Genomic DNA, 20,912 nt, shown 5'->3' with positions numbered 1-20,912 from the left:
GGCAGGATCCGGCGCAGCTGCCAGATGTAGGTCTTGAGGTTCGCCTCGGCAGAGGCCGGCGTGGCCTGTTCCGGCCAGGTCGCGGCGATCAGCCGGTCGACCGGTGTCCAGGCGTTGACCTGCGACAGCAACGCGGTCAGCACGGTGATCGGCTTGCGGGCCCGCGCGTCGAGCACGACCCCGTCCGGGGTGCGGATCTCGACCGGGCCGAGCACGTGGAACAGCAAAACCCACTCCCTCTCGTCGTAGGCGAACCCGGCGCGACCCGCGCCGGTGATCCATACGATCGACCCGGACACATGAGGTTTTGATGACAGCGAGGCAGAGCTCGCGGGTACTGGTGGTCGAGGACGACGAAGACCTGCGCGTGGCGGTGTCCGCGGAGCTGGGCGCGTCGGGCGCGCTGGTGGAGCCGGTCGGCGACCTCGGCGCCGCCGACACCATCCTGGTGCTGCTCGTGCTGTGGGTGCTGGGCACACCGCTGGCGACGGCGTTGCGCGCGCCGCCACCGGGCCCGCCGCGGTCGTGGGCGCCTGGGAGGAGGCACGCGACCGCTTGCGCGCCCACGGCGTGCCGATAGGAGCCGGGATGACCGTGAGGGACGCAGCCGCGGCCGTCGGACCGGACCGGTGGTGGACGGGCTGTCCCGGCTGGCGGTGAGCGTGGACGCGGCCCTGTGGTCGGGCGTTCCCGCGGATGCCCGGGTCGCCGACGAGGCGTGGCGGGCCGTGCGGGATGTCCGCCGCGGACTGGCACGCAGTCCCGCGGCCGCCCGGTTGCGGGCGGCCCTGCTGCTCCCGCCGTCCCGGGTGGGCGCACCCCGGTAGGTGCCGGCGGAGAGCCCGGCACGACGTCGAGCGGCCCGCCGCACCACGTGTCCTGGACGCGTGGTGCGGCGGGCCGCGGTTCACCACGTCGCCGGACGGCGTGGCGCCCCGGCGCGGTGGTCAGGGGAACTGGGCGGGCAGGCCGGATTCGCGCAGCAGGTCGTGGTAGGCGTCGAGCGCCCGCCCCAGGTCGGTCCGCGCTTGCGCCAGCGGCGCGGACCGGCCGGTGGCCTCGGCGTGCTCGGTGAACCGCCGCACGCGGTGGGCCAGGACCTCGATCTCGCGCAGCGCCGCCAGCCGGGCGGGCAGCGACTCCCACGGACCGGGGTCGGTGGCCAGGCGCCGGAAGGCCTCGGCCACGGCGCGCAGGACGGCTTCGGGGCGGTCCGGCCGGATCCACCCGGTGAACACCGACTGCCGGGGGCGGCGCAGGTGGTCCACCAGGCGGCGGACCCGCGCGGCGCGGCGGACCTGCTCGGTGCGGGCGTCCAGTTCGCGGCGCACCAGGTCCGAGGCGAACCGGTGCACGGCCTCGATCTCGGCGGCGGCGCGCCGGGCTCCCGGGCCGCGCTCGGCTTCCCGCTTCGCGTCCGCGGCGGCGAGTTCGGCCTTCCTCTTCCACCACTGGCCGACCGCTCCACCGGGCTCGACGGCGGCCGAAGCCGCCACCGCCCAGAAGACGCCCTCCGGCACCCCGAGGGTGGCCGCGACCGCGACCGCGACGACGGCGGGCACCCCGGCGCGCACCGCGAACGCGCGCCTGCTCGGCCGGCCCGGCGGTCGCCCGCCGGGCGGGCGGGGGGTGAGCGCGCCCGGGTCCGCGGGCGGCACCGGTTCGCGGGCGATGCGGGCCGCCCGGTGCGCGACCGAGCGCAGCAGGGCCTGCTGTTCGGCGACCAGCCACTCGGCCTCGTCGGCCTGCCGCCGCGCCAGGGCCAGCAGCTCCTGCGCCACCTCCCACTTGCGCAGGTGCAGCTCGGCCTGGTCCAGGGCCTGGTCGTAGCGGGACCGCTCGGCGCTCGTGGCGACCTCGCGCTCGCGCCACGCGCGTTCGACGTACCCCGCGGTGACCACGCCGGCGATGAGCCGGCTCAGCCCGTGGATGATGGGGTCGAGTTGGGCCACCAGCTTGCCCATCGGGTCCGTCGCCGCCTGGTCCACGGCGCCCGCCGTCTGCCGGACGACGTGGTGGCCACCCTCGAACGCCCCCTTCACCAGGTACTCCTTACGCCCTGGCGCGGCGGAGTCGGGCACGGGGGCGGGGCGGGACGGCGGGTCGTGGTCGACAGGGCGTTGTTCGAAGATCCGGTCGAGCCGGTCCAGCAACGCGTGCAGCGCCTCGGCGAGGGCCACCTCCAGCGCCGCGTCACGGACGTCGACCTCGCGGGCGAGCAGATCGGCGCGGTCGACGTCCGCGGCCAGCTCCTGCCGCAGCCGGTAGCGCTCGGCGAGCGGACCGACGGTCACCGCCACCGCGGCAACGCCCCACGACGCGATCAGCGTCCCCAGCGGGATGCCGATCGGCCCGAGCGCGGTCACCACCGCCGCGCCCGAGAGCACGGGCACGCCCCGCCGCACCGCGGTCACCCACCACGGCGGCAGCTCTGTCGGGCGCGATCCCGACGGCGACGCGGTCGGCGGTGACAGGTCCACCGGGACGCGCAATCGCGCGACGATCGGTTCCAGCAGCGCCTGGCGGCGCCGGGCGCCCTCGGCCCGGCGCACCTCCGCGTCGAAGTCCTTGGCAGCCGCGGTGGTGGCCTGCTGCCGCGCGGTGTACCAGGTCTCGACCACGCTGCCGACCAGCGCCTGCACCGCGACGCCCGCGGCGAGCCCGAACGCGGTCGCGGGCGCGCCCGCCAGGACGACCCCCGCAGCGGCCGCCGCCGGCAGGAACTCGCCGGTGACCTTCGCCAACAGCTCGACCCGCCACGGCGGGCGTCCGGTGGGCCCCTTCGGCGGACGGCGGGCCGTGGGCGGTGCGTGCTGACGCACGATCGCGTCCACGTCCGGCGACAGCAGCGCCACGCGGTTCGGTGCGTCGTCCTGGTACGGGTGCAGGCCCAGATGCCGGACGAGCGCGCGCATCTCGGCGCGCAGCAGCCTGCGGCGCAGCAGCCGGTGCCGGCCGGTCTCGGTCAGGGCGCGGTCGAGCTGACGCAGCTCGGCCTGCCTGCCCTGGTCGTGCGGCGAGAGGTCGAGCCGGTCGCCGGGCGGCCGGTCGGGGGTGAGCACGTCCGTCTCGGGCGCGTTCCCGGCGAAGAACGCGTCGAGCTCCGCGATCTCGTGGGCGAGCGCGCGTTCCACGACGTGGTCGGCGGCCCGCTCGGACACGCGCACCACGGCGGTGCGGGTGACCGGGTCGGCGACGTAGACGGCCGGGTCGCCGGTGGGCACCGGGCCGACCTCGACCACCACGTGGAACTCGCTGTCGTCGTGGGTGGTGACGACGTAGCCGCCGTTGCGGTCGGAGGTGACCGACCGCACGTCGGCGTGGGGCGCCACCCGGCGGATCGCCTCGCGCACCAACCGGTCCACGGCCACCGGGTCGGCGCGGCGCCGCCCCTCCCCGTGGAACTCCGATCCCGGGATCCGGGCGGCGGCGCCGTCGGGGTCGGCAACGGGATCGGGGGCGGAGTCGGCAACCGGAGCGGAGTCGGCAACCGGAGCGGCAGCCGGGTCGGACAGGGCGCCCCGGATGCGGCCCGGCACGTGGGCCCTGCCCGGTGTCATGTCGTAGCGCGCGACTTCGATGCCCAGCGGCGTCCCGGTACCCGGGTCTATCGCCGGGCGGACGACGAAGTACTCGACGTTGCCCGCGTCCAGCGCGGTGATCAGCGAGTCGGCCACCGCCGCGCCTCCGTTGAGGGTCGCCGCGATCGGTGGCCGCGGCGCCTGACCGGTCGGTCCCTGACCCAGTTCGCGAGGTCCGGGCTCCACCGGGTGGCCGAAGGTGTGCAGCGGCATGGCGCGGCCGTTGCTCGCGCGGACGGCCGCGGCGACGCTGCGCACGTACTCCGGGTGGCCCTGCTTGTAGCGGTTGCCGTCGGCCGCGCGGCGGGAGGTCAGGTCGCCGTGCACGTTCTTGGCCTCCACCACCACCCAGCCCACGACGCGGTCGTCGACCACGCGCACGTAGAGCTGGTCGAACGTGCCGGCACCGGTGTCGCGCGCGTAGACCCGGTACACCTCCTCGCCGGGGTGGCGGGCGGCGATGACCTTCAGCATCGCGTCGGCGTACCGCTCGCCCATGAACTCGCCGCGCTTCTTGTCGGTCAACCAGTCCTCGGTGATGTGGGCGAGGAACTCCACGCTCCCGGGCTCCACGCCGGCTGGGCCGAACGGGATCGTCTCGGACTCCAGCCGCACGCCCGGCACGGAGTCCTCCCGGGGGATGAAGTACATGCCGCTCGCGTTGTCGCGGTGCACCAAGGGGACGGTGGCCTCGACCTGCACCCCCTCGTCGTCGGTCGCGGTGAACAGCTTGGGGGCCTGGCTCTTGCGGTTGGACAGCGTCGTGCCGCCGGGGGTGGTGTACGGGGCGGAGTAGTAGCGGGCGCGCAAGCGGTCGGCATCGGGAGTGGGCTTGCCGTTGGCGTCGCGGGCGTTCATGGCGGCGACGAGGGCTTCCTGCGCGTGGCGCTCGAACTCCGGGTGGTTGTGGCTGACCGCGACGTCGATCCGCTGGTGCGGCGGCGGGGCGGAGACGGTGGTGCGCGCCGGCGCCGGGCGGGCGGCGGGTTGGGCGGCGGGTTCGGCGGTGGGCTGAGGGGTCGCCGCAGCGGCCGGTGCTGCTGCCGCAGCCGCAGCACCGAGTGCGCCTGCGGGAGCGGATGGTGTGTCCTTTGTGGATTCTCCGGCGGTCGGGGTGGACCGCTTGGCCGGTGGCGGGGACGTGGTCGCCGGACCGGGGGCTGCTGTCCCCGGAGGTCCCGAGCCGGGAGGTGCCGTGCTGGAGGACGCTGTCCCGGAGGATGCCTGGCCTGCCGGCGGTGCCGTGGAGGACGCCGGAGTGGAGGACGCCGCGCCGGGCGCGGTTGGGCCCGGGGTGGCCGGGGAGGTTGAGACCGACATCGCCGGCCCCGTGGGGGTCGTGCCCGTGGCGGTCGTGGCACCGGCGGTCGTGGCACCGGTGGCGGTGGCACCGGTGGCGAGCGGCGTGGTGGCGGTGCCGGTGGGCAACGCACCCTGAGCGGCCGACACCGTGACCGGAGGGGCTGCGGTGGCGGCGTCGGCCTGTGTCCCGCTGCCGGTGGTCATCGGTGCCGGGTCGGCGGTGGCGGTGGCGGCACCCACCACCGCGGGTACCGGTTCCGCGGCCACCTCCGCAGCGGTCGTCCCGACCCGACTCGTGGTCTCGGGCGACGTGGCCTGCGGCGAGGCGGGGTCTTGGGCTGGTGCGAGCGGGGCCGCCGGGGTGTCCAGCTCCCGGATGCCGGTCGTGGAGGTCTCCACCGGAGCCGGTGCGATCCCGGTGGAGCCGATCCCGGTGGAGCCGAGCCCGGTGGAGCCGAGCCCGGTGGAGCCGAGCCCGGTGGACGCGGTCCCGGTCCCGAGCCCGGTCCCGGCGGTGCCTGTGGAGACGGTGCCGGTGGCCGCGGTCCCATCCGTGGGTGCCAAGGCGGTCGGCGGCACGTTCGGGCCACCGGGGTCGGGCGGGGCGAACTCCCCCGTGGGGACCATGTGCGTCGGTTGGGCACCGAGGGCGTTGCCGAGATCCCCGAAGAAGGCGACGCCGTTGGCGCGGGATGCGCCCATCGCCCCGGCGCCCAGGTAGTTGTCGCGGATGGCGTCGACGTAGCCGCCCACGTTGGTCAACGCCGCGTAGTTGCCGTCGACGATGTTCTGGGCGGCGTAGCTGGAGGCGGGCGAGGTGATGGCGTTGCTGGTGAACGACCGGAAGCCGATGCTCGCGTGCTTGCCGAGCGCGCCGCCGCCCAGACCGGACGCGATCGCGTTCGCGGGCCGCTGGAGGGCCCGGCTGATACCCGCGCCCGGGAGGGCGCCGAGGGCGCCGCCGAGCGCCGCCGTGCCGATCTTCCCGGCGTCCAGGGCGTTGCGGTTGCCCTCCGCCATCGAGACCAGCTGGGTGGTGGTGGCGATCGCGGTCTCTTCGAGGGTTTCCCGGGCCACCTCCCCGCCCGCGTTCAGGGCGATGGTGGTCACCTTCACCGCGCCCTGCGACGCGACCCTGCCCGCCATGCCCGCGATGAACGACGCCAGCCTGCCCGCCACTATCGAGACGATCCGACCGGCGACGAGCGGGCCGATGAGCGGTACGCCGAGCGCCAGCCCGTAGGCCACCACGTTGGCCGCCACCTCGACCACGACACCGATCTTGGCCTCGCGGACGTCCACTCCGTATTGGCGGGCGTTGGCGCTGAGCTGCCGCATGCTCTCGGCCAGTTCCCGGTAGCTGCCCGAGGTGTCGTTGGTGGACAGCAACCCGTTGGCCAAGTGCATGATCCCGGCGTAGTAGCCGAAACCGGCGGCGTCGGTCCACGCCTGCTCGACCTGCCCGGCGCGTGCGGTCAGGTCGTCGCACAGGGCGAACAGGGCGTCGGAGGCGCGCAGCCACGTGTCCGCGAGCGCGTAGGCGTCGTCCTCGTTGTCCGGTGGCCACACGTTGTCCACCTGGCTCTTGATCTCGGACCAGAACCCGTGCGTGTCCGGCGGTTCCGGGATGGCCATCGGCTGCCCTCAGCCGCCCAACGCCCGCTTGCCCCGCGCGTCGGCCTCCAGGTAGAGCGCGACCGCCCGGTTCCCGGCGTCCACGATCTGCGTCAGGTGGCCCTCGATCGCGCCGGCGGAGATCTTCAGGGCTTCGGCGGGCCCGTTGTACTGGGCGGCGAACGCCTCCCCCATCGGCCCCTTGCCCAGCAACTGCTCCAGGCGGTCCAACTCGGACATGAGGCCCTGCCACGCCGCCTGGAAACCGGCGCCCGCCGAGCCGATCCCGGCGATCGCGGCCTCGGTCGCCTCGGTGTGCATGTCGACGCTGCCACCGTCGAGGTTCACCTCCGCCACGCGCGCCCACCTCCCTCCAGGTGGTGCAGCAACGGGTCGAACGCCGGGTCGACGTCCTCGGGACCGCCGTCGGGCAACAGGCGCCGGGCGAGCCGGACCGCCTGCTGCCCGGCCCGCTCGGTGGCCGCGCGCACGGTGGCGGTGATCGCGTCGGCCAGTGCCCGGGAGTCCGGGTCGCGGTAGACCCGCGGGTCGATGTCCAGGTCCAGCAGCGCGCCGTGCGCGCCGACGGTGGCGCTGATCAGGCCGTCCGGCGAGTGAGCGGTCGCGCGGAGCCGGGTGAGCCCGTCGCGCACCTCGCGGATGCCCTCGGCCAGCCGCTCGAACTCGGTGGTGCCGGGTGCTGTTCCGTCCACTGCAGCCTCCTTTCCTCCCGGCCGAGAGGTTGCCGCGCCTCGGGGCGCCGCGGTCCGCGGTGACCGGTTCCTGCCGCCGCGGACCGCGCGCGCCGGGACGACCGGAGCATGGCTGAACCATGAAGCGACTCACCTCCCTCCTCGCCGCCGCCCTCCTCGCCGCCGCCGTCGTGTCGCTGACCGGCGCGCCCGCGGTGGCCGCGCCGCCGACCGGCGCCTGCCGCGATCCCGAACCCGCGCACCCCGTGGTCGCCGAGCGGCCGTGGGCGCAGCTCCTGCTCGACCCGCGCCGGGTGTGGCCGCACAGCACCGGCGCGGGTGTGCTCATCGCGGTCGTGGACTCGGGGGTGGACGCGGACCACCCGCAGCTGCGGTCGCCGGGGAAGGTGCTGCCCGGCCGGGACTTCTTCCTCGTAGGCGAGCTGCCGGGCTCGTTCGACTGCGTCTCGCACGGCACGGCCGTGGCGTCGATCGCGGCGGCGGACCCGGTCGACGGGGTCGGTTTCCACGGTGTCGCGCCGGGCGCGCGGATACTGCCGGTGCGCATCACCGACCGCGAGCTGTCCGACGGCGGCAGGCCGACGCCGATCGACCGGGCCGTGCTCGCCCGCGGCATCCGGTTCGCCGCCGACCAGGGCGCGCGGGTGATCAACCTGTCGCTGTCGGGCTACCAGGACGACGCCGCGGTGCGCGACGCGGTGGCCTACGCGGTGGGCAAGGACGCGCTGGTCGTGGCGGCGGTCGGCAACCGACAGGGTGAGGCCGGGACCGACATGTCCTACCCGGCGGCCTACGACGGCGTGCTGGGCGTGGGATCGCTCGACATCACCGGGACGCGGACCGGCAGCTCGCAGGTCGGCGACTACGTGGACCTGGTCGCGCCCGGTCAGGGGGTGCTGGGCGCGACCAGGGTCGCCGGGCACGACCACTGGGACGGCACCAGCTTCGCCGCGCCGTTCGTCGCCGGGACCGCCGCGCTGGTCCGGTCCGCCTGGCCGGAGCTGAGCGCGGCGCAGGTCGCCCGGCGGCTGCTGGCCACCGCGACCCCGGCGCCCGGTGGCCGGGCCGAGTACGGCGCGGGTGTCGTGGACCCGTACCGGGCGGTGACCGACGGGCTGTCCGTCCAAGCGCCCGGGGACCTGCCGGCGGTGGTCGAGCCCGTGCCGGACCCGGCGGCCGTGCGCGCGGCGGCGTGGTGGGACGCGGCGGGTGCGAACGCGCGACGAGCCGCGGGGGCGGTCGCGCTCGGGCTCCTCGTCGCGCTGGGCCTGGGGTGGGCGCTGTCCCGCGGGCGGCGGCGGGGCTGGTTGCCCGGCCGCGCCGCGCCGCAGCCGGTGCCGCCGGTGCGGGAGGAGCCCCCGGAGCAGATGTTCCTGCTGCCCCCTCCCCCTGCTGAGCGCTGAACCGCGGCGGCGGCCTGGGGGGCGACGCCCCGCCGTCCGGGGCACAACCGGGAGCACCGCCACGCCGGCACGAACGCCCTGCCCCGCCACACCTGCACGACCGAACGCCCCGGTGCGGTGCAGCCGGGGCGTTCGGTCGTGCCGCAGGAGCGTGCTACCGCCTGACCGCGGCGAGCGAGGCCGCCAGCGCGTCCTGCATGGCCGCGTTGGTGACCTTGACCCCGCCGCCGAGGGCGTCGATCACGGCCTGGGTGCTCATGGCGAGGGCGTCGATCGCGTCGCTCACCTCGACGAAGGCGCCACCGGCGACGTCCCGCCAGTTCTCGTTGACCTCCACCGAGGTCCGCTTCCACTCGTTGAGGTCGTCCTGGATGCCGGTGACGGTCGCCTGGATGTGCCGAGCGAGGTCGTCCAGCCCGCCGAAGTTCCCCTTGATCCACATGGGGCGGTTCCTCTCTTCCGTTTCCTGTCCTGTCCCGCGTCGGCCTGCGCTGCGCCTAGGCCCGCAGCGTCGAACGGTCGAAGGCGGGCTGGTGCTGGGCGGCGTTGGCGATCGCCGCCTGGCCGTCCTCGTCCGACTGCCTGATCAGGTTGCTGGACTGCCCGGTGCCGACACCGAGCTCGTCCAGCTCGTCGAGCACCCGCTGCAGGTCGCGTTCCCACTGTCCGTGCGCCACGACGAACGCGCGGTTCGCGGTGCCCTCCCACTCGCCGCTCATCGAGCTCACCGGTCCACGCAGCGCGTCCCGGGTCGCCGTCACGCTCGTGACCACCACCTGCGCCTTCTGGGCGGCGCCCGTCAGGATTTCGACGTCCGCGTCCAACCTGTCGCCGGCCATTCGACCCCTCCTCTCCGTTGTGCAGCGCGCCCGACCGGTGCGCGCCCGGCTGACGCTAGGCGGCGGTCCCGCCGCGGAAGGCCTCGTCGGCATGTTCCTGCCGGCGGTCCCCGTGCGGGCCGCGCCGCGACGACCATCTGCCGGGAACCGAGGTGAGGGAGTCGCGCGGTGGTGACAGTCGTGGTGCGCAGGCCGGCGCGCGGTGCCGCGCCGGGGATGCCGTCCGGTGAGCTGGTGCTCCAGGCGCCGCCGGAGATCCCGGTGCCGGCCGGTCGGCAGTGGACGCAGGTGCTGATGGTGCTGCCGATGGTGGCGATCATGGGCAGCTCGGTGGTGATGTTCAGCGGCTCCTCGGCGGGCGTGCTGCGCATGGTGGTCATGGGCCTGTTCGCGGTGGCGATGCTCGGCATGGTCGCCGCGGCGTTCCTCAACGGCGGCGGCCCGAGCAAGCGGGAGATGGCCCAGGCGCGGCGGACGTACCTGCGCGACTTGGCCCAGCACCGGATGCGGGTGGCGCGCACGGCCCGCAGGCAGCAGGAAGCCCTGTGGTACCTGCACCCGGACCCGGCGTCGCTGTGGTCGCTGGTGGCGAGCAGGCGGCTGTGGGAGCGCCGGCGCGAGGACGAGGACTTCGGCGTGGCGCGCGTCGGTCTGGGCAGGCAGGGCTTGGCCACCGCGCTGGTGCCGCCGGACACCGCTCCGCTGGAGCAGCTGGAACCGCTGTCCGCCCTGGCGCTGCGCCGGTTCATCACCACGTACTCGGCGGTGCCCGACCTGCCGCTGGCGATGGCCGTGACCGGGTTCGCGCGCATCCACCTGGACGGCGACCGCGAACGGGTGGCCGCTCTGGTGCGGGCACTGCTCGCCCAGCTGGCCGCCCTGCACCCGCCGGACGACCTGCGGATCGCGGTGTGCGCGTCGCCGCAGCGGCGCGAGGACTGGGAGTGGGTCAAGTGGCTGCCGCACGCGCTGCACCCGGAGCGCACCGACGCGCTCGGTCCGCTCCGGCTGGTGGCGCCCGCCGTCACCGGCCTGGAGGCGATGCTGGAGGACCTGCTGGCCAAGCGGCCGCGGTTCGACCCGGACCGCGCGGCACCGGTCGCCGGACCTCACCTGGTGGTCGTGCTGGACGGCGGCGCGGTGGCCGGCTCGGACCACCTGATGACCGAGGGCGGCGTCGAGGGCGTCACCGTGCTGGACCTCACCGGCGGGTCCCCCTGGATGCCGGACCGGTCGGTGCTGGTGCTGGAGGTCGGCGCGGACGGCGCGCTGAGGAGCCGGACCACTGACGACGACGCCGAGCTGGGTGTCGCCGACGCCCTGCCCGCGGTCGCCGCCGAGGCGCTGGCCCGGCAGCTGGCGCCGCTGCGGCTGACCGGGGGCGTGCGGGGCGAGCAGCCGATGAGCGCCGAGCTGGGGCTGGCGGACCTGCTGGACCTGGGCGACCCCTACGCGTTCGACCCGGCCGACACGTGGGTGCCGCGGCCGAGCCGGGACCGGCTCCGGGTGCGGTTCGGCATCCGGCCGGACGGCACGCCGGTCGAGCTGGACCTCAAGGAGTCCGCGCAGGACGGCATGGGACCGCACGGGCTGCTGATCGGCGCGACGGGCTCGGGCAAGAGCGAGCTGCTGCGCACGCTGGTGCTGGCGCTGGCCGTGACGCACCCGCCGAACTCGCTCAACTTCGCGCTGGTCGACTTCAAGGGCGGCGCGACGTTCGCCCGCCTCGACCGGCTGCCGCACACCAGCGCGGTGATCACCAACCTGGCCGACGAGCTGCCGCTGGTGGACCGGATGACCGACGCGCTCAACGGCGAGCTGATCCGCCGCCAGGAGCTGCTGCGCGCCGCGGGTGACTTCTCCTCGTTGCGCGACTACGAGAAAGCGCGCGCGGCGGGTGCGCCGCTGCCCGAGGTGCCGACGCTGTTGGTGGTGTGCGACGAGTTCAGCGAACTGCTCTCCGCGCGGCCCGACTTCATCGACGTGTTCGTCCAGATCGGACGGATCGGCCGGGCGCTCGGGGTGCACCTGCTGCTCGCCAGCCAGCGGCTGGAGGAGGGCAGGCTGCGCGGGCTCGACACGCAGCTGTCGTACCGGATCGGCCTGCGCACGTTCTCCGACGTGGAGAGCCGGGCGGTGCTCGGCGTGCCCGACGCGCACCGCCTGCCGCGCGCACCGGGCCACGGGTTCCTCAAGTTCGCCACCGAGCCGATGGCCCGGTTCCGATCGGCCTACGTCTCCGGCGTGCACCGGCCGGTCGAGGTGGGCGCGAGCGGACCCGGCGAGCAGGAGGCGGACGGCCTGGCGGAGTACTCCACGGCCTACGTGGCGCCGCCGGTGGTGGAGGAGGCCGAGCCGGACGAGGTCGCGGACGACCCGGACGAGGCGGTCGGCGAGAGCCTGCTGGACATCCTGGTCGACCGGTTGGCCGGGCGCGGCACGCCCGCGCACCAGGTGTGGCTGCCGCCGTTGGCCGAGCCCGTGACCTTGGACCAGCTGCTCGGCACGCCGGTCGCCGACCCGGTGCACGGCCTGCGCGCGCCCGGCGGGAAGCCGCTGCACGCGGTGGTCGGCGAGCTGGACCGGCCGCTGGAGCAGCGCCGCGACCCGCTGGTGCTGGACCTGTCCGCCGCCGCCGGGCACGCGGTGGTGATGGGCGCGCCGCGCACCGGCAAGAGCACCGCCCTGCGCACCCTCGTCACGAGCCTGGCGCTCACCCACTCACCGTGGGAGGTGCAGTTCTACTGCCTGGACTTCGGCGGCGGCGCGCTGGCCGCGCTGCGCGGCCTGCCGCACGTGGGCGGGGTCGCGGCCAGGCAGGACACCGGCGCGGTGCGGCGCACCGTGGCCGAGGTCGCGAGCCTGCTGGCCGAGCGGGAGCGCCGGTTCGCCGCGCTCGGCGTCGACGGCATGGCCGACCACCGCGCGCGCCGCGCCGCCGGGCAGATCACCGACGACCCGCACGGCGACGTGTTCCTGGTCGTGGACGGCTGGCAGACGCTGCGCAAGGAGTTCGAGGACCTGGAGGACGTGATCACCGCCATCGCGGGCCGCGGGCTGGCCTACGGCGTGCACGTGGTGGTCACCTGCTCGCGCTGGCTGGACCTGCGGCCCGCGCTGCGCGACTTGTTCGGCAGCAAGCTGGAGCTGCGGCTGGGCGATCCGATCGACACCGCGGTGGACCGGGCGAGCGCGTCGAGCGTGCCGGAGAACGCCCCTGGGCGCGGCGTGGTGACCAGCAGGCACCAGGCGCTGGTCGCGCTCCCCCGCATCGACGGCGTGCGCTCCGCAGACGACCTCACCGCCGGGTTGACCGCGCTGGTGGACGCGGTCGCCGCGGCGTGGCCGGGTGAGCGGGCGCCCGCCGTGCGGCTGCTGCCCGACCACCTGCCGCACACGTCCCTGCCGTCCGCCGACGAGGGGCTGCGGTTCTCCGTCGGCGTCGCCGAGCACGACCTGTCGCCGGTGCGCCTGGACTTCGCCGCCGACCCGCACCTGCTGCTGCTGGGCGACTCCGACTCGGGCAAGACCTCGTTCCTGCGGCTGCTCGCGCACCGGATCACCGCCAACCGCACGCCCGCCGAGGCCCGGCTGATCATCGTCGACCACCGGCGGAGCCTGCTGAGCGAGGTGACCACCGAGCACGTCATCGGCTACGGCACCGACCTGACCAGCACCGGGAACCTGATGACCGAGGCGGCCGACGCCATGCTCGAACGGCTGCCCGGACCGGGGGTGACGCCCGAGCAGCTGCGCAAGCGCAGTTGGTGGCAGGGGCCGGAGCTGTTCGTCCTGGTCGACGACTACGACCTCGTCGCAGGCGGTTCCACCAACCCGCTGCTGCCGCTGGTCGACCACCTCGCGCAGGCCGGCGACATCGGCCTGCACGTGGTGGTGACACGCCGCACCGGCGGCGCGGCGCGGGCGCTGTACGAGCGGTTCCTCGCCCGGATGCGCGACGTCGGCACCCCCGGCCTGCTGCTGTCCGGTGACCGGGACGAGGGCCCGCTGCTGGGCGGGGTGAAGGCGCAGCAGCTGCCGCCCGGTCGGGGCCGCCTGATCAGCAGGCGCGAACCCGGAGGGCTGGTGCAGCTGGCCTGGCTGCCGCCGGCCGAGTAGCCGGCGGCCGGTCGCCGCGCGCCGACCCCGGCGGCGCGCGGCGACCCGTTGTCGTCCGGGGAACATCACGAGGAGGGGACATGGCTGCTGAGGACGGCCTCAAGGGCAGGACCGACGCGATGCACGACTTCAACCTCACCGGCCCGGATCCCGGCGCGGTGAACCAACCGGTGCCCGGGCAGTGCGGGGGTGGGCTGGTGGAGTGCGGGTCGCTGCGAGCGGTCGAGCAGACCGCGGTCGAGCACCTGGTGCGGTTCGTGACCGACGTCGTCACGGGGTTCCAGGCGTACACCGCGATCGCCGACGCCTGCGCGGCCAGGTACGAGTCCGCCGACGCGCAGGGCGCGGCGGTGCTGGCGCAGGCGGCGAACCAAGGACCCCGCGACATCGCGGACTCCTGGCGGGGGCGGTGGGGCTGATGAACTACCAGGGCATGGAGCTGCCGCAGCTGGCGGCGATCATCGACGCGGAGGTGGCCCACGCCGACGGGTTCCAGCAGTCGGCACAGCGGTGGACGAATGCGATATCCACGCTCGACACCGCGCTGAAGTCGCTGACCGAGCGGACGGGCGACCTCGACCGGGCCTGGCCCGACGCGGCGGGCACGACGCTGATCGGCCGCGCCGAGGAGAGCGGGCAGGCGATCCGGAGCTGGAGGGACACCATCCAGGGCTCGGGCGTCACCACCAAGCTGGGCGAAACGGCCGCCCAGGTCCGTACGGCGCACCAGACGATCCACGACGCCCTGAAGGAGTGGGAGGAGCTCAAGCGCCAGTTGGACGCCCTGAGCGCAGCCAACTCGCCCGACGGGTCGACACTGCCCCTGATCGCAGCCCTGAAGAGGGACATGGAAGCCCTGCGGGTCAAGGGCGTCACGGCGATCTACGACGTGGTCAGGGCGTACAAGACGGCCGAGGACCTGTTCCGCGGCGCGTCGAACGGCCTGCCGTGGGCGGGCCCGCTGGCCGGGCCCGCGGCACCGGGTGGACCGGGCGGGGCCCCGACCGCTGCGCCCACCGGCGGTCCGTCCGCCGCGTCGGAGACGGCCGCGGCTCCCCTCGCGGACCCGGGTGCGCCGGCGGGCGCCACACCCGCCGGTGCCGCGCCCGCAGGTGGGTCTGCGGGTGGGCCGGCACCCGGTGCCACGGCCCCCGGCGGAGCCGCCGCGGGCGCGGGCGGGAGTGGGGGTGGGCCGACGCTGTCGGGCCGAGGCGGTGCGCCGACGCTGCCGACGCTGCCGGGCAGCACCCTGCCACCCGTGATCCCGCCGATCGCCGCGCCGGACACGACACTGCCGCCGCTCACCACACCCCCGCCCGTGCTGCCGGGCGCGGTTGCCGCCCCGCGCGGCGGCGTCGGCACCAGCGGTGTCGGGAGCAGCGGTGTCGCCGCCCGCGCGGGTGGACTGCCGGGCCTGGTGGCCCCGCCCGCCGCGTGGGCGATCCCGCAAGCGGCGCAACCGGTCCAGCCCGCGGCGACGCCCACGGCCGGGCAGGCCCCGACCGCGCCCGCCGACGCCGCGCGGGCGGTGCCGCCGGGGAGCACCCCGGCGGGTGCGGGCGCCGTGCCGCCGATGGCTCCCCCGATGGCCGGCGCGACCGGCGGCGGCGGGCGCCCCGGGCCGGGCACGTCCAGGCACCAGCCGGTGGGCCGCGGTCGCGGGCCGAACCCGACGCCGGGGGTGCCCGCGCTGCTGCGCGGCCGGGCGGCGGCCGACCCGGCGGCACGGTTCACGACGGCGCCCAGGCGGGCACCGGAGGCGGCGCCCGCGCCGCACGTCCCGGCCGAGGACCTGTGGCAGGTCGAGGAACCGGCGGCCCCGGTGGTCGGCGAAGCGCGGGTGCATCGCCGTCCCGCCCGCTGACCGGCACGACGGAGAAAGCCCCGGGTCCACCAGGACCCGGGGCTTTCTCCTCGTCCGCGGGGGTCAGCGGGCCAGCGCGGCCTCGTGCCCCAGGCTGCTGCCCACCGGCACGCGGGCCACCAGGCCCGCGGGCAACCGCACCGGTCGGGCACCGGCGTACCCGAGGACCTCGATGCCTGCCCGATCGGCCAGCGGGTGGGCGCGGCCCTGGTCGGTCACCACCAGCACGGTGCCCGCGGGCGCCTCCGGGCCGGCGACGGCCTCGACCAGCGCGACCCACCCGGCGGGCACGACCACCCGGTCGGCCAGCGCGGCGCCGCCGTCGGTGCGGCCGCGGGTGGCGGTCAGCGGGTCCGGCCGCGGCAGCACGGGGTCCACCACGACCCGGGGCACCCGGGCGCCCGGGTCGAACACCAGGCACACCACCGACTCGGCGCCACCGGTGGCGAACTCCGGCCGCACCGCGGGCGGGTCGCCGTCCTCCGCCGCGGCCACCGGCGCCACGGTTGCCTCCCCCGCGGCGATCAGCCCCAGGGGGACGCCCACCGGCTCGCGCCCGCCGTAAGCGGCGGCCGTGGGCTTGAAGGCCCGCTGGACGTCGTACTGCAGCGCGCTGATCGGCCGCAGCCGGTCGGCTTCCACGAGGTGGTGCCGCACACCGCCGTCGGAGGTCTGCACCACCGCCAGCTGCCCCACCCGCAGGTCGTCGCGGCCGGGCACGGCCTTCGACGGCGCACCCGCGTCCGGCACCGGCAAGGGCGCGACCTGCCGTCCCGCGGGCAGCGCGTCGACCAGGGCCGGGCTGACCCGCAACGGTGCCGCGGAGCGCAGCGCGAGCCCCACCGGCACCGCGTCGGCCTCGGCGACCCGGTGCCGGTGACCGCCGCTCACCAGGTACCGGTCACCGCTGTCGGGCGCGGCCAGCAGCAGCGCCCGGTCGGCCAGCGGGCTGCCGCCGTCGGGCTCCCGACCGACCAGCACCACCGATTCGGGCGCGGTCTCGCCGGTCGGCCCGGCAACAAGCCGGGAGCACAGCGTCCAGCCGCCGTCGAGCACCCGGTCCCGACCGGGCAGCGCGTCCGGTGCGTCGGGTATCCCGATGCGCGGTCCGCGCGGCACGCCGACCAGCGACTCGCGCGACACGGTGCGGACGTCGGCGTGCGTGCCGAGCGCGAACAGCGCCGACGCGTAGTTGGCCACCGGGTGCAGCCTGCCGTCGAGGTAGACGTACCGGGTGCCGGTCTCCTTCTCCACCAGGACGGATCGGCCGTCGCGCCAGGCGTTGGCGCCGCCCGGCACGATCAGCCCGTAGACGCCGAACGCGGCGAGGGCCAGCACCGCCACCGCGATGCCCGCCAGCGCCGCACGCCCCGGATCGCGGAACGGTGGCTGCTCCGGGTCTGTCTCGCGGGTCACCAGCGCCGACACGACGCGCCGGCCGAGGAACTGCTGGGCGTGCAACTGGTCGCGTTTGGTCGCCACGGCTCAGCCCCCCAGTCCGCGCAGGTAGCCGTAGAGGCCGAGCACCGCGCACGCGGTCGGCACGACGGCCAGCACGACCAGGACCTCCAGCACCTGCGCGGCCCGCCCGAGGAACGGCCCGGCCGCGCGCTTGGCGTGCAGCAGCCCCGCCGCCGCGGCCGAGCCGCCCACCACCAGCAGGACGGACGCGATCACCGCCGGGGGCTGCGCCATCAGCGGTCCCAGCGCCAACGCCGCCGCGCCGAAGCCACCCGCCGCGAGCAGCGGCGCCCGGTGCCGCACCACCGGGTACAGCCTGGCGCGCAACAGGAGGCCGACCGCCAGCACGGCCACCAGCACCAGCCCGGACGTGCCGCCGTCGCGCACCAGCAGCACCAGGCACGGCACCACCGCGAGCACGACCCCGGTGAGCATCCCGGTCAGCAGCGCGTCCGCCCGTACCACCGTGGCGTACACCGCCGATCGCGGTGGCTGGGGAAGGTCGCTCAGCAGGTCGCCGGCACCGCGCGGGAGCACCGGCATGGGCACGCGCGCCAGCCGCATCGCCAGCGGCGCGAGCAGCGGCGAGAACACCAGCCCCGCACCCGCCAGCACGGCTGCGGCCTCGTGACCGGCCAGGGCGCCCGCGGTGGCGGGCCACGCACCGAGGACGCCGAGGAGTCCAGCGGTCGCCGCGCAGGCGAACAGCGCGGCCCGGTCGACCACGCCGAGCAGCGCCACCACGCCGGCCGCGGCCAATGCCGTCGACCCGGCCAGCAGGTGCGCCGGGCCGAGGTCGGACAGCTCCAGGTCGCCCCCGGGCAACAGGGCGCCGCCGACGAAGGCGAACGGCAGCGCGACCAACGCCACCAGCGCGCCCGCGCCCGCGTCACCCGCCGCCCTGGCCAGCACTATCCCGACGACCAGCAGCACCGCGGCCGCGGCCGTCGCCGCCGGCGCGGCGCCCGACCACGGCGGCCCGGCGCGCAGCACGGCCACCAGGCCGAGCAGGGCCGCTGCGGCGCCGAACGCGAGGCCACCCCACCGGGTGTGCCGCGGCTCCCAGGTCGCGCCCGCGCGGGCCGAGCCCGCCGCGATGGCGTCCACCACGTCGTCGTACTCCAGCTCGGGCCAGTCGGTGCGGGCGTGCACCAGGTGCAGCACCTCGCCGTCGAGGACCCGGTGCGCCGCCAGGGTGCGCGCCGCGTCGAGGGGTTCGCCGTCAGCGCGGCGCAGCAGCCAGCCGCCCGCACGGGCGGCCTGGTCGGCGAGGTGGTCGCCGGCGTGCCGCAGCAGGCCGGGCAGGAGTTCGGCGAGCGGGGTCCGCTCGGGCAGGGCCAGGTCGATCCGCCGGTTGGGTGCCGCCACGGTCACCCGGACCAGACCGGTGATGTTCATGGGACGTCCTCGACTCCTCACTGGGCCGGCCCCGGCAGCAACCTGCCGAGCACCGGATCGGGGCGGTGGTGCGCTCCTACGATGGCCGCACTGGACCGACCGGGGAACGCACCCGGCAGCTAGCGGACACACCCCAGGAGGTGGCGCGGTGGGCGGCGATGTGCTGGCGGTGCCGATCGGACACGACCTCGGCGCGTTCCACCCGGATGCCGGGTTCGCCGCGCACGTGCGGCAGATCCGGGTCGGAGCCGACGTCGTGGAGCTGGACGACGCCGATTTCGCGCGGTGGCGGCAGGCGCACGACCCCGACGGCCCGGTCGGCGGCGCCGAGGGCCTGCTGCGCGCCGGCGTACTCGCCGAGGTGGCGCCGGGCGACGCGGTCGGGTTCGCCACCGGGCACCGGCTGCTGCCGCTGGTCCTCGGCCTGGGCAACACCGCCGAGCAGCCCTGGCTGTACTCGGTGGGCCTGCTCCACCAGCCGCTGGTGGTGATGTCCGGCCCGCTGTACGACGTGTGGCAGTGGGCGCACCTGTCACCGGACCTGTGGAGTGCCTGCCTGGAGTCGGTGCGGGTCGCGTCGGAGGCCGGGGCGACCGACCCGGACCGGATCGACCCGGAACTCGTGCTCGCAGGCGTGCTGGGTGCGCTGCACCGGATGCTGTCGGCCGGGGTGGCGTGCGTGGACGTGCGGATCGAGGTGGACCGGTGAGCCCGCTGGTGTTCCCCGTCGGCCACTACGCGGGCGAACGGCACCCGGAAGGGACGCACGGCGTGCGCGTGGGCCGCGACGTGCACGAGCTGACCGAGGACGAGTTCGGCGTGTGGGTCCTGTCGCACGGCTCCGGCCGGGTCGGGCGCGGCGCGTGGACCGCCGCGGACGCCGTGTCGCTGGCCGAGGAGGCCGGACTGGCCGACCCCACCGGCGCGGTCGAGCGGCTGGCCGCGGCGGGAGTGCTGGCGCTGGTGGGCGAGGGCGACGTCCCCGGGTTCGCCGGGAGGTACCGGCTGGAGGCTCTGCTGGTCGGCTCCGGCAACACCGCCGCCGACCCCGACCGGCACGGTGTCGGCATCCCCGGTCTGCCACCGGTCGCGGTGCTGGACACGGGCAGCCACGAGCTGTGGCAGTGGGGTCCGGTCGCGCCGAGCCTGTGGCACGTGCACGCCGCCCGTGCCGAGGTGGCCGTGCGGCTGGACGAGCCGCGCGGCGGCGACGAGCTGTGGGAGGACCTGGTGGGGGACCTTCGGGTATTGCTGATCAACAGCTGCGCCTACCTGGACGTGGTGCGGCGGGCATGAGCGGCGAGTGGACCCCCTTGGGTGCGGGCCCGGTGGCGACCGTCTACGCGGCGGTCCACCAGGGCGAGCCGGTGGTGCTCAAGGTCTACCCGAAGGCGTTGGACAAGCGGACGCTGGCGGTGGTCGGGCGGCAGCACACACTTCTGCGGTCACTGCCGTCGGTGCTGCCGGTGGACGGGGTGGACGCCCTGCCCGACGGCAGGCACGCGCTGCGGATGACGAGGTGCTCGCAGTCGCTGGCCGACCTGGTCGGCCGGACCGGGCCGCTGAGCGCGGCGGACGTCGTGGTCCTGGGCCGGGCCGCGGCGCTGGCCCTGGCCGCCGCGCACGACGCGGGGATCGTGCACGGCGGCGTGACACCGCACAACGTGCTGTTCCGCCCCTCAGGAGAACCGGTGCTGGCCGACTTCGGCGTGGTCCTGCGGCAGGCTTTCAGCCGCGACCCGCTGCACGCGGTGGAGTTCCAGGCGCCGGAGTCGCTGCGCGGCGACACCCTCGACGAGCGCACCGACCTGTACGGCCTCGGCGCGGTGCTGCACTTCGCGCTCACCGGCCGCTCCCCCCACCCCGGCCGGCTGGGCGAGCAGCCCGAGGAACGGGTGCTGCGCGTGCTCAAGGAGCCGGTGCCGGCGATCGCCCGCCCGGACGTGCCGGTGGCCCTGGCCACCGCGGTCGCCCGGTTGCTGGCCGTGGACCCCCGACGGCGTCCGGCCGACGCGGCGGCGGTGGTCGACCTGCTGGGCACCGCGCTGCCCTCGGTGCGCGCCCGGGAGGACTTCGACGACTTCGCCGCGGACCAACCGGACGACTTCACCGCACACCACCCCCCGACAATCGAGCCGGACTTCGCCCCAGCCCAACCGCCTCCGCACTCCCCTCCGCCGGCGGCCCCGCAACCGAAGCGCAGGATCCGCCCCGAGGTGCTCGTGGGCGGAGCGGTGCTCGCGGCCGCGCTGGTCCTGGCGCCGGTCGTGCTGCTGCGCACCAACCCGGAGGAGCTGACCACCACCCCCAAACCGGTCGGCTCGGCCATCGATACCAGCACCGAGCCCGGCCCGGCGGTGCAACTGGAACTGGGCGAGCCGGTCGACCAGGGCAACCAGGTGGAGCTGGCCTGGCACAGCGGCCGGGCGCTGGACTTCGCCGTGATCGTCGTGGGTGAGGGCGAGGAGCGGCGGGTCCTGCTGGCAGAACGCAACCACACGATGACGGTGCCGGTGGACCCGGTGCGCCGGTACTGCTTCCTGGTTCAGGCAACCGACGGCAGCCGCGTCTACGAGAGCGACCCGAAACCGATCCGCGAAGCCGTCTGCCAGAAGTGA

17 protein-coding genes are annotated in these 20,912 nt (G+C 75.9%); 9 read left to right on the top strand and 8 right to left on the bottom strand.

All coding sequences use genetic code 11. The features are described from left to right. Positions 1 to 299, bottom strand: a 299-nt coding sequence (locus ALI22I_RS01500; RefSeq protein WP_443216879.1) for an AfsR/SARP family transcriptional regulator, incomplete at its 3' end; no start/stop codon positions are given. Between the two features lie 11 nt (positions 300 to 310). On the opposite strand from ALI22I_RS01500, the gene ALI22I_RS50250 reads away from it, so the two are divergent. Together ALI22I_RS50250 and ALI22I_RS01490 are read left to right on the top strand one after the other, a co-directional pair. After that, the gene (locus ALI22I_RS50250; RefSeq protein WP_179118050.1) at positions 311 to 580 is read left to right on the top strand and encodes a response regulator; all 270 of its coding nucleotides are present in this window, start codon (positions 311 to 313) and stop codon (positions 578 to 580) included. A gap of 52 nt (positions 581 to 632) precedes the next feature. After that, positions 633 to 827: a hypothetical protein gene (locus ALI22I_RS01490; RefSeq protein WP_143531878.1), complete on the top strand. Its 195-nt coding sequence runs from the start codon at positions 633 to 635 to the stop codon at positions 825 to 827. A gap of 120 nt (positions 828 to 947) precedes the next feature. Here ALI22I_RS01490 and ALI22I_RS01485 read toward each other — a convergent pair whose 3' ends face one another. The 3 genes from ALI22I_RS01485 to ALI22I_RS01475 are packed head-to-tail and all read right to left on the bottom strand — an operon-like array spanning position 948 to position 7,210. Continuing rightward, on the bottom strand, positions 948 to 6,518 hold the full coding sequence (locus ALI22I_RS01485; RefSeq protein ID WP_077003779.1) for a WXG100-like domain-containing protein: 5,571 nt from the start codon (positions 6,516 to 6,518) through the stop codon (positions 948 to 950). Between the two features lie 9 nt (positions 6,519 to 6,527). Then, positions 6,528 to 6,854, bottom strand: a complete 327-nt coding sequence (locus ALI22I_RS01480) for a hypothetical protein (RefSeq protein ID WP_077003778.1) — start codon at positions 6,852 to 6,854, stop codon at positions 6,528 to 6,530. After that, the gene (locus tag ALI22I_RS01475; protein WP_077003777.1) at positions 6,842 to 7,210 is read right to left on the bottom strand and encodes a YbaB/EbfC family nucleoid-associated protein; all 369 of its coding nucleotides are present in this window, start codon (positions 7,208 to 7,210) and stop codon (positions 6,842 to 6,844) included. The genes ALI22I_RS01480 and ALI22I_RS01475 overlap by 13 nt, the downstream gene beginning before the upstream one ends. A 119-nt stretch (positions 7,211 to 7,329) precedes the next feature. Here ALI22I_RS01475 and mycP point away from each other — a divergent pair, with 119 nt between their 5' ends. Next, a complete protein-coding gene (gene mycP, locus ALI22I_RS01470) occupies positions 7,330 to 8,613 on the top strand; it encodes a type VII secretion-associated serine protease mycosin (protein WP_077003776.1) in 1,284 nt (427 codons plus the stop codon). Positions 8,614 to 8,767: 154 nt separating this feature from the next. Here the strand turns inward: mycP and ALI22I_RS01465 are convergent, their stop codons facing one another. Continuing rightward, positions 8,768 to 9,055: a WXG100 family type VII secretion target gene (locus ALI22I_RS01465; protein ID WP_077003775.1), complete on the bottom strand. Its 288-nt coding sequence runs from the start codon at positions 9,053 to 9,055 to the stop codon at positions 8,768 to 8,770. A gap of 55 nt (positions 9,056 to 9,110) precedes the next feature. Then, positions 9,111 to 9,452 (bottom strand): WXG100 family type VII secretion target, encoded by a 342-nt coding sequence (locus tag ALI22I_RS01460; protein WP_077003774.1) that lies wholly within the window; start codon positions 9,450 to 9,452, stop codon positions 9,111 to 9,113. Positions 9,453 to 9,620: 168 nt separating this feature from the next. On the opposite strand from ALI22I_RS01460, the gene eccCa reads away from it, so the two are divergent. The 3 genes from eccCa (at position 9,621) to ALI22I_RS01445 (ending at position 15,435) form a co-directional block, all read left to right on the top strand. Beyond that, on the top strand, positions 9,621 to 13,571 hold the full coding sequence (gene eccCa / locus ALI22I_RS01455; RefSeq protein WP_077003773.1) for a type VII secretion protein EccCa: 3,951 nt from the start codon (positions 9,621 to 9,623) through the stop codon (positions 13,569 to 13,571). 80 nt (positions 13,572 to 13,651) lie between these two features. After that, positions 13,652 to 13,990, top strand: coding sequence for a hypothetical protein (locus ALI22I_RS01450; protein WP_077003772.1), 339 nt, complete (start codon positions 13,652 to 13,654; stop codon positions 13,988 to 13,990). Further along, complete coding sequence (locus tag ALI22I_RS01445; protein ID WP_143531877.1) at positions 13,990 to 15,435, top strand: hypothetical protein; 1,446 nt, start codon at positions 13,990 to 13,992, stop codon at positions 15,433 to 15,435. The genes ALI22I_RS01450 and ALI22I_RS01445 overlap by 1 nt, the downstream gene beginning before the upstream one ends. 63 nt (positions 15,436 to 15,498) lie before the next feature. Here the strand turns inward: ALI22I_RS01445 and eccB are convergent, their stop codons facing one another. Both eccB and eccD read right to left on the bottom strand, forming a co-directional pair. Further along, complete coding sequence (gene eccB / locus ALI22I_RS01440) at positions 15,499 to 16,917, bottom strand: type VII secretion protein EccB (RefSeq protein ID WP_077003770.1); 1,419 nt, start codon at positions 16,915 to 16,917, stop codon at positions 15,499 to 15,501. A gap of 3 nt (positions 16,918 to 16,920) precedes the next feature. Then, positions 16,921 to 18,294 carry a type VII secretion integral membrane protein EccD gene (gene eccD / locus ALI22I_RS01435; RefSeq protein ID WP_077003769.1) on the bottom strand — a complete coding sequence of 458 codons (1,374 nt, stop codon included), beginning with the start codon at positions 18,292 to 18,294 and terminating at the stop codon, positions 16,921 to 16,923. 148 nt (positions 18,295 to 18,442) lie between these two features. On the opposite strand from eccD, the gene ALI22I_RS01430 reads away from it, so the two are divergent. Genes ALI22I_RS01430 through ALI22I_RS01420 form a run of 3 tightly spaced genes read left to right on the top strand, consistent with a single transcriptional unit; the run spans position 18,443 to position 20,912 of the window. Then, positions 18,443 to 19,003: a hypothetical protein gene (locus ALI22I_RS01430; RefSeq protein ID WP_077003768.1), complete on the top strand. Its 561-nt coding sequence runs from the start codon at positions 18,443 to 18,445 to the stop codon at positions 19,001 to 19,003. Then, the gene (locus ALI22I_RS01425) at positions 19,000 to 19,590 is read left to right on the top strand and encodes a hypothetical protein (protein ID WP_077003767.1); all 591 of its coding nucleotides are present in this window, start codon (positions 19,000 to 19,002) and stop codon (positions 19,588 to 19,590) included. Before ALI22I_RS01430 ends, ALI22I_RS01425 begins: the two co-directional genes overlap by 4 nt. Next, positions 19,587 to 20,912, top strand: coding sequence for a serine/threonine protein kinase (locus ALI22I_RS01420; RefSeq protein WP_077003766.1), 1,326 nt, complete (start codon positions 19,587 to 19,589; stop codon positions 20,910 to 20,912). Before ALI22I_RS01425 ends, ALI22I_RS01420 begins: the two co-directional genes overlap by 4 nt.

Source organism: Saccharothrix sp. ALI-22-I (genome assembly GCF_001984175.1).
Classification (GTDB): domain Bacteria; phylum Actinomycetota; class Actinomycetes; order Mycobacteriales; family Pseudonocardiaceae; genus Actinosynnema.
The sequence above is the reverse complement of the archived record's forward strand: the minus strand, read 5'-3'. Positions and strand labels throughout refer to the sequence as shown.

What these genes read in the sequence shown, in the direction of transcription:
- ALI22I_RS50250 (WP_179118050.1), top strand. Translation starts at nt 311, where the DNA reads ATGACAGCGAGGCAGAGCTCGCGGGTACTGGTGGTCGAGGACGACGAA.
- mycP (WP_077003776.1), top strand. Translation starts at nt 7,330, where the DNA reads ATGAAGCGACTCACCTCCCTCCTCGCCGCCGCCCTCCTCGCCGCCGCC.
- ALI22I_RS01465 (WP_077003775.1), bottom strand. Translation starts at nt 9,055, where the DNA reads ATGTGGATCAAGGGGAACTTCGGCGGGCTGGACGACCTCGCTCGGCAC.
- ALI22I_RS01420 (WP_077003766.1), top strand. Translation starts at nt 19,587, where the DNA reads ATGAGCGGCGAGTGGACCCCCTTGGGTGCGGGCCCGGTGGCGACCGTC.
- ALI22I_RS01450 (WP_077003772.1), top strand. Translation starts at nt 13,652, where the DNA reads ATGGCTGCTGAGGACGGCCTCAAGGGCAGGACCGACGCGATGCACGAC.
- ALI22I_RS01445 (WP_143531877.1), top strand. Translation starts at nt 13,990, where the DNA reads ATGAACTACCAGGGCATGGAGCTGCCGCAGCTGGCGGCGATCATCGAC.
- ALI22I_RS01460 (WP_077003774.1), bottom strand. Translation starts at nt 9,452, where the DNA reads ATGGCCGGCGACAGGTTGGACGCGGACGTCGAAATCCTGACGGGCGCC.
- eccD (WP_077003769.1), bottom strand. Translation starts at nt 18,294, where the DNA reads ATGAACATCACCGGTCTGGTCCGGGTGACCGTGGCGGCACCCAACCGG.
- ALI22I_RS01485 (WP_077003779.1), bottom strand. Translation starts at nt 6,518, where the DNA reads ATGGCCATCCCGGAACCGCCGGACACGCACGGGTTCTGGTCCGAGATC.